The sequence below is a fragment of the Enterobacter sp. ku-bf2 genome, assembly GCF_001742765.1.
Classification (GTDB): Bacteria; Pseudomonadota; Gammaproteobacteria; order Enterobacterales; family Enterobacteriaceae; genus Enterobacter; species Enterobacter quasiroggenkampii.
This window is the reverse complement of the sequence record NZ_MDVW01000018.1, coordinates 240,465-252,889: the sequence shown is the minus strand read 5'-3', so window position 1 is coordinate 252,889 and position 12,425 is coordinate 240,465. Positions and strand designations below refer to the sequence as shown.

Annotated in this window: 14 protein-coding genes and 3 tRNA genes; 7 read left to right on the top strand and 10 right to left on the bottom strand. The window is 52.4% G+C overall.

What is annotated here, in order from left to right:
* Nucleotides 1-56: 56 nt before the first annotated feature.
* The 6 genes from BFG58_RS16250 to BFG58_RS16225 form a co-directional block, all read right to left on the bottom strand.
* A complete protein-coding gene (locus BFG58_RS16250) occupies nucleotides 57-218 on the bottom strand; it encodes a DUF1328 domain-containing protein (protein WP_003856556.1) in 162 nt (53 codons plus the stop codon).
* 127 nt (nucleotides 219-345) lie between these two features.
* Nucleotides 346-963: a molecular chaperone OsmY gene (gene osmY, locus BFG58_RS16245; RefSeq protein WP_008502075.1), complete on the bottom strand. Its 618-nt coding sequence runs from the start codon at nucleotides 961-963 to the stop codon at nucleotides 346-348.
* Nucleotides 964-1,262: 299 nt separating this feature from the next.
* Nucleotides 1,263-2,852: a peptide chain release factor 3 gene (prfC, locus tag BFG58_RS16240; protein WP_008502076.1), complete on the bottom strand. Its 1,590-nt coding sequence runs from the start codon at nucleotides 2,850-2,852 to the stop codon at nucleotides 1,263-1,265.
* Nucleotides 2,853-2,943: 91 nt separating this feature from the next.
* On the bottom strand, nucleotides 2,944-3,621 hold the full coding sequence (gene yjjG, locus BFG58_RS16235) for a pyrimidine 5'-nucleotidase (RefSeq protein WP_045907737.1): 678 nt from the start codon (nucleotides 3,619-3,621) through the stop codon (nucleotides 2,944-2,946).
* A 20-nt stretch (nucleotides 3,622-3,641) separates the two neighbouring features.
* Complete coding sequence (gene rimI, locus BFG58_RS16230) at nucleotides 3,642-4,085, bottom strand: ribosomal protein S18-alanine N-acetyltransferase (protein ID WP_008502078.1); 444 nt, start codon at nucleotides 4,083-4,085, stop codon at nucleotides 3,642-3,644.
* The gene (locus BFG58_RS16225) at nucleotides 4,054-4,467 is read right to left on the bottom strand and encodes a DNA polymerase III subunit psi (RefSeq protein WP_045907736.1); all 414 of its coding nucleotides are present in this window, start codon (nucleotides 4,465-4,467) and stop codon (nucleotides 4,054-4,056) included. Before BFG58_RS16225 ends, rimI begins: the two co-directional genes overlap by 32 nt.
* Nucleotides 4,468-4,569: 102 nt before the next feature.
* Between BFG58_RS16225 and rsmC the strand changes: the two genes are divergently transcribed.
* The 4 genes from rsmC to BFG58_RS16205 all read left to right on the top strand — a co-directional run bounded on the left by rsmC (nucleotide 4,570) and on the right by BFG58_RS16205 (nucleotide 6,100).
* Complete coding sequence (rsmC, locus tag BFG58_RS16220) at nucleotides 4,570-5,598, top strand: 16S rRNA (guanine(1207)-N(2))-methyltransferase RsmC (RefSeq protein ID WP_069720126.1); 1,029 nt, start codon at nucleotides 4,570-4,572, stop codon at nucleotides 5,596-5,598.
* Nucleotides 5,599-5,770: 172 nt separating this feature from the next.
* A tRNA-Leu gene (locus BFG58_RS16215) sits at nucleotides 5,771-5,857 on the top strand.
* Between the two features lie 28 nt (nucleotides 5,858-5,885).
* A tRNA-Leu gene (locus BFG58_RS16210) sits at nucleotides 5,886-5,972 on the top strand.
* Nucleotides 5,973-6,014: 42 nt separating this feature from the next.
* Nucleotides 6,015-6,100 (top strand) — tRNA-Leu (locus BFG58_RS16205).
* A gap of 38 nt (nucleotides 6,101-6,138) precedes the next feature.
* Here the strand turns inward: BFG58_RS16205 and BFG58_RS16200 are convergent.
* Nucleotides 6,139-6,408, bottom strand: a complete 270-nt coding sequence (locus BFG58_RS16200; protein ID WP_175430177.1) for a DUF1435 domain-containing protein — start codon at nucleotides 6,406-6,408, stop codon at nucleotides 6,139-6,141.
* Between the two features lie 215 nt (nucleotides 6,409-6,623).
* On the opposite strand from BFG58_RS16200, the gene BFG58_RS16195 reads away from it, so the two are divergent.
* Together BFG58_RS16195 and fhuF are read left to right on the top strand one after the other, a co-directional pair.
* Complete coding sequence (locus BFG58_RS16195; RefSeq protein WP_045907733.1) at nucleotides 6,624-7,688, top strand: GGDEF domain-containing protein; 1,065 nt, start codon at nucleotides 6,624-6,626, stop codon at nucleotides 7,686-7,688.
* 95 nt (nucleotides 7,689-7,783) lie between these two features.
* Nucleotides 7,784-8,572: a siderophore-iron reductase FhuF gene (gene fhuF / locus BFG58_RS16190; RefSeq protein WP_069720125.1), complete on the top strand. Its 789-nt coding sequence runs from the start codon at nucleotides 7,784-7,786 to the stop codon at nucleotides 8,570-8,572.
* 83 nt (nucleotides 8,573-8,655) lie between these two features.
* Here the strand turns inward: fhuF and BFG58_RS16185 are convergent, their stop codons facing one another.
* The gene (locus BFG58_RS16185) at nucleotides 8,656-10,002 is read right to left on the bottom strand and encodes a PTS sugar transporter subunit IIC (RefSeq protein ID WP_045907731.1); all 1,347 of its coding nucleotides are present in this window, start codon (nucleotides 10,000-10,002) and stop codon (nucleotides 8,656-8,658) included.
* Between the two features lie 328 nt (nucleotides 10,003-10,330).
* On the opposite strand from BFG58_RS16185, the gene BFG58_RS16180 reads away from it, so the two are divergent.
* Nucleotides 10,331-10,789 (top strand): YbaK/EbsC family protein, encoded by a 459-nt coding sequence (locus tag BFG58_RS16180; protein ID WP_008502085.1) that lies wholly within the window; start codon nucleotides 10,331-10,333, stop codon nucleotides 10,787-10,789.
* Between the two features lie 38 nt (nucleotides 10,790-10,827).
* Here the strand turns inward: BFG58_RS16180 and bglJ are convergent, their stop codons facing one another.
* Nucleotides 10,828-11,463: a DNA-binding transcriptional activator BglJ gene (gene bglJ, locus BFG58_RS16175; RefSeq protein ID WP_048028597.1), complete on the bottom strand. Its 636-nt coding sequence runs from the start codon at nucleotides 11,461-11,463 to the stop codon at nucleotides 10,828-10,830.
* The gene (locus tag BFG58_RS16170; RefSeq protein WP_048225553.1) at nucleotides 11,460-12,197 is read right to left on the bottom strand and encodes a LuxR C-terminal-related transcriptional regulator; all 738 of its coding nucleotides are present in this window, start codon (nucleotides 12,195-12,197) and stop codon (nucleotides 11,460-11,462) included. Before BFG58_RS16170 ends, bglJ begins: the two co-directional genes overlap by 4 nt.
* Nucleotides 12,198-12,425: the final 228 nt, after the last annotated feature.

Genomic DNA, 12,425 nt, shown 5'->3' with positions numbered 1-12,425 from the left:
AAGAAAAAGCCAGTCGCAGTGACTGGCTTTATTTTGTTGACGGAATATTGCGTTTGCTACGGACGTCGACGCCCCGTAAACAGGCTGACCAGGAACAGAATAATACCGACAACGAAGACAATTTTAGCTGCCCATGCCGCTGTACCTGCCAGTCCACCAAAGCCCAATGCGGCGGCAATTAACGCGATAACCAGAAATATAATGCCCCAACGAAACATAAGCTTCTCCTTTACCATAGTTAATGTCGGCCGCTAAACGTGAGCGCTCAGGTCACTCACCGGCGTTTTTCCAGAGTCGTTCTTATATCGCCCGCAGGTTTTAGCCAGACGGGCGAATGGTCCAGATTTACTTCGTTTTCAGATCGTTTTTAACGCTTTTCACACCATCAATCGCTTTCGCAATAGACTCGGCACGTTCACTTTGCGCCTGCGAATCTACCGTACCGGAAAGCTGAACCACACCATCGGTGGTTTCCACTTTCACCTTACGGGACGGCACGATGTCATCTGCTAAAAGTTTAGCTTTGATTTCGCTGGTGGTGGCTGCATCACCGGCATAACCTTTCACCGACGCGTTTTTGCCGTCACGGACGTGCAGCTTATCGCTGACGGAGGCAACGCCTTCGACGCCTTTCGCCACTTTCACCGCCTGTTCTGCCTGAGCCTGGCTTTCAACAAAGCCGCTCAGCGTGACCACTTTTTTGTCGGTCTTAACGGAAATATCGGTGCTCTTGATGGCTTCATCATCCACCAGTGCGGCTTTCACTTTTGCTGTGATAGAGCTGTCATCCATGAAATTGCCGACTTTATTCATAGAGCTATCGATTTTTTGCCCTGCGCTGTCAGCCGTGGATTGTGCTTTATCCATGGTGCTGCTTTCCGCCAGGGCGGAGCCGCTCACCAGAACGCTACCCAGTGTTACAGCCAGCAGAGTTTTAGAAATCTTCAGTCTTGTCATATTCATCGATCTATTCCTGTGTTGACCCGTTATTCGGGCTACGTACTTCCTTAGTAGTGATATATATTGCGAATAAACACACGGGTGAAATGGATAACCTAAAGCCATGCATTGAACAGTTAATTTATCCACGCCCGGTGTTAAACACTGAGTTAAATATAGATCACTCTCACAGAGCCGCTTTCAGAATTGGGTAAAAAATGGGCGAATAGCGTGAAATTGCGTTGAATTAAGAACATTCCGCAAGGGATTAATAAGACAGGAATAAAAGAAGAGCACGGCTGCTGCCGTGCTCTGAGAGGGGATTAGTGCTCGCGGGTTTTACGGAACTGAACGTCAGGATAACGCTCCTGCGTCAGGTTCAGGTTGACCATCGTTGGCGCGATATAGGTCAGGTTATCGCCGCCATCCAGCGCCAGCTGAACTTCATTCTTACGCTTAAATTCTTCGAATTTCTTCACGTCAGAACACTCAACCCAGCGCGCGGTCGCGACGTTCACCGATTCGTAAATCGCTTCTACGTTGTATTCGCTCTTCAGGCGCGCAACGACCACGTCAAACTGCAGCACGCCGACCGCACCAACGATCAGATCGTTGTTCGCAATCGGGCGGAAGACCTGCACGGCGCCCTCTTCGGAGAGCTGGACCAGGCCTTTCAGCAGCTGTTTCTGCTTAAGCGGATCGCGCAGACGAATGCGACGGAACAGTTCCGGCGCGAAGTTCGGAATACCGGTGAACTTCATCATTTCACCCTGCGTGAAGGTGTCGCCGATCTGGATGGTACCGTGGTTGTGCAGACCGATGATGTCGCCCGGATAGGCTTCTTCAACGTGCGAACGGTCACCCGCCATAAAGGTCAGCGCGTCGGAGATGACAACGTCTTTCCCGATACGCACCTGGCGCAGCTTCATGCCCTTTTCATATTTACCGGACACCACGCGCATAAAGGCCACGCGGTCACGGTGTTTCGGATCCATGTTGGCCTGAATCTTAAATACGAAGCCGGTGAACTTCTCTTCTTTTGCTTCCACTTCACGGGTGTCGGTTTTGCGCGGCATCGGCTGCGGCGCCCACTCCACCAGACCGTCGAGCATGTGGTCAACGCCGAAGTTACCCAGTGCGGTACCGAAGAAGACCGGGGTAATTTCGCCGCTCAGGAACAGCTCTTTGTCGAATTCGTGAGACGCGCCCTTGACCAGCTCCAGCTCGTCGCGCAGCTGCGCGGCCAGCTCTTCCCCGACCGCCGCGTCCAGATCCGGGTTGTCCAGACCTTTAACAATGCGCACTTCCTGAATGGTGTGGCCTTTACCGGTCTGATACAGGTAGGTTTCGTCTTTATAGAGGTGATAAACGCCTTTGAACAGCTTACCGCAGCCAATCGGCCAGGTGATTGGCGCACAGGCGATCTTCAGCTCGTTTTCCACTTCATCCATCAGTTCCATCGGATCGCGGATGTCACGGTCGAGTTTGTTCATAAAGGTGAGGATCGGCGTATCGCGCAGACGGGTGACTTCCATCAGCTTACGGGTACGATCTTCTACACCTTTCGCGGCGTCGATCACCATCAGACAGCAGTCCACCGCCGTCAGGGTACGGTAGGTATCTTCGGAGAAGTCTTCGTGACCCGGGGTGTCCAGCAGGTTCACCAGGCAGTCGTGATACGGGAACTGCATCACAGAGGTGGTAATCGAAATACCACGCTGTTTTTCCATCTCCATCCAGTCGGATTTTGCATGCTGGCTGGAGCCACGGCCTTTAACGGTACCCGCAGTCTGGATCGCCTGTCCGAACAGCAACACCTTCTCAGTGATGGTCGTTTTACCGGCATCGGGGTGCGAGATAATGGCAAAAGTGCGGCGCTTGGCCACCTCTTGCAGATAAGGAGACAACGTCATAATTAAATCTTCTTTTATAAGCGCGGCAGCACGCCACGCATCATGGAATACAAAATTGCGGCTATTTTACCCATCAACGGGGGGCAGGCAATCATTGTTTACACAGGAGTTGCTCCAGTTCGTTCAACGACGTCACGGTCCAGGTCGGCTCGATGCCGTCAGGCTTCTCACGGCCATGCGCATTGAGCCAGACGGTCGACAGACCGGCCTTCATGCCGCCCAGAATATCTGACTCTGCCGTATCCCCCACCATCAGGACACGATCGCGGTCGGGATTGCCAGCCTGCGCCAGCGCGTAGTCGAAAATTCGCGGATCTGGCTTCGGCACGCCAACCTCTTCCGAGATCACCAGCGCGTCAAAATGATCGCGCAGGCCGGTACGCTCAAGGCGGATCTGCTGCAGGGCAGTAAAACCGTTGGTGATGATCCCCAGTTTCACCTTACCTTTCAACGCATTCAGCAGGGAAACCGCGCCCGGCAGCGGCGCACAGATATCGGCCATGGCGTTAAGGAAAGCCTCGTTCAGCGTTCCCGGACTGACCTTTAAGCGTTCCGCCCAGACGTCAAAGCGCTGGTGCTGAAGCTGTAACGCGGTGATGGCACCGTTCTGGTAATCCACCCACAGCGGTTTGTTGACCGCCTGATAGTCCTGAAAATCTTCAGCGGTGAAGGTTACGCTATAGTCGAGAAACATCCGCTGCAGGCCGCCGAACGAGTCGAACGTAAACAGCGTTTCGTCGGCATCAAAGAAAATCCAGTCCCATTTCATCGTTACAACCTTATTTTTTATTATCCAATCGGCAGAGCCATTATGATGGCGTCTTCACGTCCCTCTGCGGTGGGGTAGTAGTTACGGCGGATTGTCGCCTCGTTAAAGCCTAAGCTTTCATAGAGCGCGATGGCGGCGACATTCGACGCGCGCACCTCCAGCCACAGGGTGAAAACGTCACGGGTTTCGAGCTCACGGATGAGGTGCTCAAGCAGTTCTCTTCCCAGCCCACGGCGCTGAAACGCGGGATCAACCGCGATATTAAACAGCGTCGCCTCATCAAGAACAACCTGCGTGATCGCGAAAGCGGCCATGGTGCCGTCAACGTCCAGGCGGTAGTTCAGATACCGTTCGCCCTGATTGCTGGCGAAGGTTTTTTCGCTCCACGGAAACGCGTGGGCGCGTGTTTCAATCGCGAACGCTGTGGACAGGTCAGGCGTCGTGAGGGAAGAAATCGTGTTCATATTCGCAGATTTGTTGCCATAGCGCGCTGCGCGCTTTTGGGTTGGCTTTCAGTTCGTCCAGCGCTGGCGAGCAGATCTGGCTCCCCTGAAGAGAGATCTCATTCGCCTCTCCGATACGCCAGCTGTTACAGCGACTATCAGGAGGCAGCATCGCGACACGCTCTGGCGTCAGCGGTAAAACCTGGTCGGCCGTCAGCTTCAGGCTGCGAAGGACATCATCGATCAGGGGGTCATTCAGGGCAGGCAGTTCTTCCGCCACCATCACCAGACGAACGTGCGCCGGGATGGAGATGGCGATTTCGCCCTGCAACGCCGTCGGGCGACGCAAAGCCCACTGGGTGATGCCCAGTTGCTGCAACTGCCAGTCTCGTCGGGATGTCATAGGGAAAACTCCTGTCTCTCAGGCGCGCAAATATAGCAAATGTGTCGAAAGTGCGCCATCTACCTACTATAATCCCCGCCTGAGTTTATTGAGGAACAATTCATGTCTGCATTTACCCCGGCAAGTGAAGTCTTGCTGCGTCACAGTGATGATTTCGAAGAAAGCCGTATTCTGTTTGCCGGAGATATGCAGGATGACCTGCCCGCGCGTTTCGACTGTGCTGAAAGCCGTGCCCACACCCAATACTACCACCACTGGCAGGTGCTGAGCCGCCAGATGGGCGAGCGCGCGCGCTTTAGCCTGGTGGCAGAGCAGAGCGATATCGCCGACTGCGATACGCTGATCTACTACTGGCCGAAGAATAAACCGGAAGCCCAGTTCCAGCTGATGAACCTGCTCTCCCTGCTGCCGGTCGGCTGCGATATTTTCGTGGTCGGTGAAAACCGCAGCGGCGTGCGCAGCGCGGAACAGCTGCTGGAAGGCTATGCGCCGCTGAACAAAGTCGACAGCGCTCGCCGCTGTGGTCTGTACCATGGCCGTCTGGAAAAACAGACAACATTTCATGCGCAGGCATACTGGGATGAGTACCAGCTTGACGGCCTGACCATCAAAACGCTGCCGGGCGTGTTCAGCCGCGATGCGCTGGATACGGGCAGCAAGCTGCTGCTTTCCACTCTGACGCCGCACACCAAAGGCAAAGTGCTGGATGTGGGATGCGGCGCGGGCGTGCTCTCTACCGTGCTCGCCAGCCATTCGCCAAAGGTGCGCTTAACCCTGTGTGACGTGAGCGCCCCGGCGGTTGAAGCCAGCCGCGCAACGCTTGCCGCAAACGGCATTGAAGGCGAGGTGATTGCGAGCAACGTCTTCTCCGACATCACCGGTCGCTTCGACATGATTATCTCTAACCCGCCGTTCCACGACGGTATGGAGACCAGCCTGGAAGCAGCACAAACGCTGATCCGTGGTGCAGTCCGTCACCTCAACAGCGGCGGCGAGCTGCGTATCGTTGCGAACGCCTTCCTGGCGTACCCGAAAGTGCTGGATGAAACCTTTGGCTTCCACGAAGTCATCGCCCAGACGGGTCGCTTTAAGGTCTACCGCACCGTGATGACACGTCAGGCCAAAAAGTAATCGCCTCCCCTGTAGGCCGGATACGCGAAAGCGCCATCCGGCTTTACACGGCGCGTCCATAGGACATTTTTCCATCAATCAAGGCATCACGCGCACTTTTCTGTTGACGTAAAGCTGAAAACATCTAGAATGCGCCTCCGTGGTTACGATACTTTTACAGTATCGATGGTATGCGAAGGTGGCGGAATTGGTAGACGCGCTAGCTTCAGGTGTTAGTGTCCTTACGGATGTGGGGGTTCGAGTCCCCCCCCTCGCACCATAAATCACGATGATATTGCTCGCACTGGGCGAAGGTGGCGGAATTGGTAGACGCGCTAGCTTCAGGTGTTAGTGTCCTTACGGATGTGGGGGTTCGAGTCCCCCCCCTCGCACCAACGAGGCGATATCAACATAGCAATAAAGAGTAAGATGACTGTGCGAAGGTGGCGGAATTGGTAGACGCGCTAGCTTCAGGTGTTAGTGTCCTTAGGATGTGGGGGTTCGAGTCCCCCCCCTCGCACCAATTATCTTACAACCCCTCTGAATATCTTCTTTTCCCTGTTATTTCAAACTCATCAGTATCACCAGAATTCCGCTGACCAGCGCGACACACGATGGCAGTAAAACAAAGTGACGCAGTTGCTTATGCCAGATCATGCCTGACGTGACTAACAGTCCTGACACAATGATGGCTTTCCAGGTATCAAGAGAGAGATCGGCAAACGTCAAACCGCCGAGAATAGCTCCCGGTAGCAATACCCCCCAACCGCTGCCCAGCGCCCTGTTCAACATGATCCGTCCTCTTTCAACGATAATGATAACCAATATCATATGATAGAGATTATCATTTGTCAGCTGAATGAATCAAAATCCATCGACCTTTACCTTTCCCGTAATGACAGGAATTGCCTAAGGTGATAAATTGCGCACCTGTTAACAACGTCTAAAGATTTTCTGATAATTACTCTTTGCGCTTTTTGCATATTTTATTGCGAAACGACATCTATTTATTTGTTTTAATTAAATTTTAATAAAAACACACGACTATGACATCACAATCCTGGCGGTCTTTGGTTCACAGAAAATATCAATTATCGTTACGTTTATTTTTATTTCTGAACGCAACCTCGGCAGTGTTCTCGGTAACAAACCCGCTCAATTCTGTACGCCTGTTTTCCGCCCCTCTGATTGCTATTTTCTCCATCAGTACCGGCCTGTTCATCTGGCACTGGCGAAAGCGCGCGCGGAAGATAAATATTCCTGTCGTTTCAGGGATCTTCGGTATTTTGTGGGCCTGGCAAATTGTCTCCAAATTCGCCTTAATTACCCATGATCATGCGACGTATTTGTTAATCGCACTTTTAACGGTGCTTTTTATCGGCACGCTGGCGTTCGCCAGTAATATCAAAGCCTTTACGCTGCATTCACTGCCCACCTTTATTGTCTGCCTGTGGTTAAGCGATCACGATATATGGCTGAGAATGACCTATTCTTTCGCACTTCCTGTGGTGGCAATTGCTATTCATAACATTTTGCAAAGACGCAACGACCGTTTCGCTCAGGAGCTGCTCTCTCGCCTTCTGGAAGAACGAGAAACCCTTACCGATCTCAGCATGATGGACCCGCTTACCGGGCTCTATAATCGTCGCGGTCTGCAAAGCCGTCTGGAGAATCTGCCCACGGTAGAAAATGGCGAGCATTTTGTCCTGCTGATGGATATCGACCACTTCAAAGCCTATAACGACCATTACGGCCATATGATGGGCGACCAGGCGCTGAAGCGCGTCTCTGCAGCAATCCGCGATGCCGTGCGTTCTCGCGATATTGTGGCGCGTTTTGGTGGGGAAGAGTTTATGGTGCTGCTGACCAACATTTCACTCGAACACGCCCGCCAGACGGCCGAGCGGATCCGTCAGAAAGTCTATGATTTGAAAATCCCGCATCTGTTTAACGAAAGCGTCGCGACAAACGTCACCATCAGCATTGGTATCGCCATTTTCGAGGATGAAGACGTGGAAGGCGCGCTGGAAAAAGCGGACAAAGCCCTCTATGAAGCAAAGCATATGGGACGCAATAACATTCTGTTAAGTGAAGAGATTCAGACGGCGTAGACATAACGACGATGTCACCCGGACAAAAGTCTTGCCATTGGTATGAGCAATAGTTAGGATTGGCAATCATTATCATTTAGATTTCTATCTATACTATGGCCACGCATACTGCACACATCGTCGAACCTCTCCTCTGGCGAGCGCCGCTCACCAGCGGGAATGCTTCGCTTGCAGATGCGATACGGGACAAAATTGCGGAAACGCGCGCCCACCTGCTGGATTTTATCCGGCTTGATGAAGCGCCCCCGTCCCACGCGATGACGCTCTCAGAGTGGCGACAGCCGTCAAAGCTGCAATCGCTGCTGGCCACCTATTCCGACCATATCTATCGCAATCAACCCACCCTTACGCGGGAAAATAAACCCCTGCTCTCTCTCTGGGCGCAGTGGTATATCGGGCTGATGGTTCCTCCGCTCATGTTGGCGCTGTTAACACAGAAGAGCATGCTGGAACTCTCGCCGGATAAATTCCATGTTGAGTTTCACGAAACCGGACGTGCTGCTTGCTTCTGGATTGATCTCCACGAAGACCATAGCGCTGAACGCCTGACGGCTCAGGAACGTATGGAGCAGCTCATCACCCAGACTCTGATCCCGGTGGTGGAAGCGCTGGAAGCGACGGGAGAGATTAACGGGAAGCTTATCTGGAGCAATACGGGCTATTTAATCCACTGGTATTTAACGGAAATGAAGCCGCTGCTCGGTGATGAGAACGTTGAGGCCCTGCGTCAGTCCTGTTTCTTTGCCAGGCAGCTTTCCGATGGCCGTGACAACCCGCTATTCCGCACCGTTGTACTCCGTGACGGGCTTCTGGTTCGCCGCACCTGCTGCCAGCGTTATCGCCTGCCGGACGTTAAGCAGTGTGGGGATTGCACGCTGAAGTAGAGCAGTGAATTGCCCGGTGGCGCTTCGCTTACCGGGCCTACAAAAACAAAAAACGGCAACCTGCGTTGCCGTTTTGTTTTTACCTATGCCACCTGTTGATTGTCCTCTTCCGCGCTACGCTGCGCTTCTTCCGCTTCCTGCTCCAGCAGCTGCTTCTCATACACTTTGAAGAACGGGAAGTAGATGATCGCCGATACGCAGGCCAGAACCACAACCAGAATAGCCGCGCGGAAGTCCCAGCCCAGGGCCCACGCTGCGCCTATCGGCGCCGGTGCCGTCCAGGGAACGACCGAGATGACGCGCCCAATCAAATCAAACGTCATCGCCGCCCACGCCAGCACGGCGTTGACCATCGGTGCCAGCAGGAACGGAATAAAGAACACCGGATTCATTACAATCGGTGTACCGAAAATGACCGGCTCGTTGATGTTAAAGAAGCTGGGAACCACGCTCAAACGGCCAATAGAGCGTAAATGCGCTGAACGACTACGCAGATAGCAAATCACCAGCCCCATCGTGGCGCCCGACCCGCCAATCACGATAAAGAACGTCCAGAACGCCTCCATGAAGATATGCGGCAGAGGTTGGCTGGCGGCCAGTGCGGTCTGGTTAGCGCCCAGATTAGTCAGCCAGAACATCTGCAACATTCCGGAGACGATGGCAGCGCCGTGGATCCCGGCGAACCACAGCAGATGACCAATCAACACGGCCAGCAGGATCGCAGGCAGAGAATCCGCCGCGGAAACCAGAGGTTTAAAGACCGACATAATGGCCTGCGGGATCAGCATGCCAAACTGAGACTGAATCACCAGGCTCAGAGGATAGAGGGTCACCACCACCACCAGCACCGGAATCAGCAGATCAAAAGAGTTTTTGATCATCGGCGGGACCTGGTCCGGCAGTCGAATGCCGATGTTATGCGCTTTGAGGAAACGCATCATCTCAACGCAATAAATCGCCACCAGAATCGCGGTAAAAATGCCCGTGCCACCCAGACTGTCGACAGGGAGCGTGCCTTTGGTTTTGGGTGCCGCGACCAGCAGAAACGCCATCAGCGACAGCATGGCGCACATAAACGGGTCCAGCTGATGAGATTTGACGTAGTGTTTGCCAAGGTTATAGGCAATGGCCGCACAGATATAAATGGACATAATGCCCATCGTCATATCAAACGGCGTCAGGATTTGGCCCTCAAACTGCTTCGCCATATCCAGCCAGGCGCGGGCGAAACCCCAGGTGGTATCAGGCGAAAAAGGTGGGTAAGCGAACACTAACAAAAACGAACCCACAATCATAAATGGCATCGCGGAGATAAACCCGTCACGAATAGCCATAACATGACGCTGGGACGAGATCCGCCCGGCTATCGGGCTGACGTAATTTTCGACGAAACGGAATATCAGGTTAAACGCAGCATGGTTGGCAGACATGGCAGATCTCCTGTCAGACGTTTGTTACGGGCACATACGCGCCGCACGTTGTTCCATACATCAGCTTCACAACCTTGCTGGCTTGCCAACCAGCGGTACTGCTCAGACGAAATGGTTTCATATTTGGCTCTTATTATTGGATACAGGGGACGTTACGTACTCAGTATTAATCTACGCTTCCCGCTCTGCAACCGGTTACTGTAACCGGTTTCTGTGATTGTGAAGAGGATCCAGAAATCAGCCGTTTGGGATATTTGTTACTTAAGAGATATTTACAGAGCATAATTTCTTATGACAGATTACGCAGGATATTTGTCAGGAGGAAACAATGAGTTTGCAGTCTGTACAGCAGTTTTTTGCCGACAACGCGCCGGATATAGACGTTATTGAGCTTAGTCAAAGTACTGCTACCGTTGCGTTGGCTGCTGCCGCCCATCGTGTCGAGCCGGGACAAATCGCCAAGACCCTGTCACTCAAGGTTAAAAATGAGGTGATTCTGGTCGTGGCGAAAGGCGATGCGCGTCTGGATAACAAAAAGCTGAAAGACACGTTTGGTGCGAAAGCGCGCATGCTCAGCAGTGATGAAGTGGTGACCATCACCGGTCATCCCGTTGGCGGCGTGTGCCCGTTCGGGCTGGAAAACCCGCTCGCGGTGTATTGCGATATCTCTTTAAAGCAGTACGCCGAAGTGCTGCCTGCCGCAGGCGCAATTCACAGCGCTGTGCGCATTTCACCTGACAGAATGGCAGAGCTGACTTCCGCAAAATGGGTGGATGTCTGTATCTGATTGACGCGCCAGAGCGTATCTGGCGCGCAAAAAACGGTTTATAAAAAGGTAGGCGTGAGGAGAGTCAAACATTGTGGCTCTCTTGCAGGAAGATGCGTAATAATATCCGCCGCATCGAGTAACCCTACGTCTGAATTCACGCCCAGTTTCACCATCGCATTAAACTTATGTGCCCGGATGGTCTTAATATTCCGTTCAAGATGTGCCGCGATTTCAGGGATGGAATACCCGCAGGACATATAACGCAATATTGCCCGTTCTGTGGGGCTCAGCATCCTGTTTTGGCTCCGGTACCAGTGATTCAGCATATTGTCATTGATACGCAGCGTTTCGCTCAGCAACTCCACGAGTTCCTTCTGCAGATGCTCAAGCGTCACCGATTTACTGACGACACCGTGCAGGCGTGATGGAGAAAGATGGCTAATGAGCCGTGCTTCCATCTCGTCAGAAACCAAAATGATGCGCTGGATATGGCCGTGCGTAAACGCAAGGTCCCGCAGGTGCGCCAGGCAGTTACGGCGCTCCTCTCGCGCATCGGAAAGGGAATAGATCAGCGAGAAAAAATTAACGTGACGAAGTGCATTCTTAAAGCTGTCAAATTCACTAAACAGGTGTAGCTGATAATGGCTCAGGCCGGGCATGGCAAAAAGATGCTTTAGCCCGACAGCCGTCATCGTGCAACTTTCGATGATGGCGATATGTCTTGTTGAATCGGTTTTTTCCATTCCTCGAACTCTCCATAGGCTGACAACAAACTCAGCTCTCTCATTCCCTGTGTACTGTTGATCCAGGCGTACATATCCGCATTGCTGCGTAATGAAAGCCGTCGCATCGCACTGTTTTTCTGCGCACTGATGGTTTTATTGCTCTTCTTAAGCAATGTGGCGATTTGGTTAATCCCCCATCCTTTCCCTAACAGACGCAGGACCTTACGTTCGGAGTGCGTAAGCGCGATAACGTGTTCGTTTTCATCCTCCGAGCCCTGAGGCTCCGGGGTTAATAACGTCTGGCTTATCCGCTCTGCCCGCTCACTCCCTGCCCGAATCGCGTTAACCACGCCTTCAATGGGCTCCATATCAGAAAGCAACGTACTTTCCGGGCGCATAAGTAACTCAACCGCAATAGGGTAAAGCGGACGCGAGACTAAAAAGATCCAGTGAATGTCCCGGTATTGATTCAATAAACTGTAATATTCTTCAAGCGCACCCCGAGGATTCCTGTATTCGCCTGAAATATCGGCAATAATGACGTCCGCGCGGCGTAACTGGAGCAGCGTTAATTCCTGCAATGAGCGGCAATAGCTCAATTCAAAATCGGGGAAATGACGTGCCATCACGCCTCCTAACCCGTTTTGCATCACGGGCATCCGGCTAATGACAACGCCATGCTTACCATGCAATGACAACATAGACCCTCCGTGTCCATTTTTCATTTGATGAGTAACGTTAAAACACATCAACGTATGACTATTTCGTCCCTGAGTGTAAGACTGGTTAATACAAGCAGAAGATGAGATGTATGCTTAGTTTAAGAAATGCCTAAACAGCAGTAATATCTCACAAAGCGAAATAAAATTTAATTGTGGAGTCATTAAAATAACGACAATTTAAAATTAGAATAACTAAATACAAATATT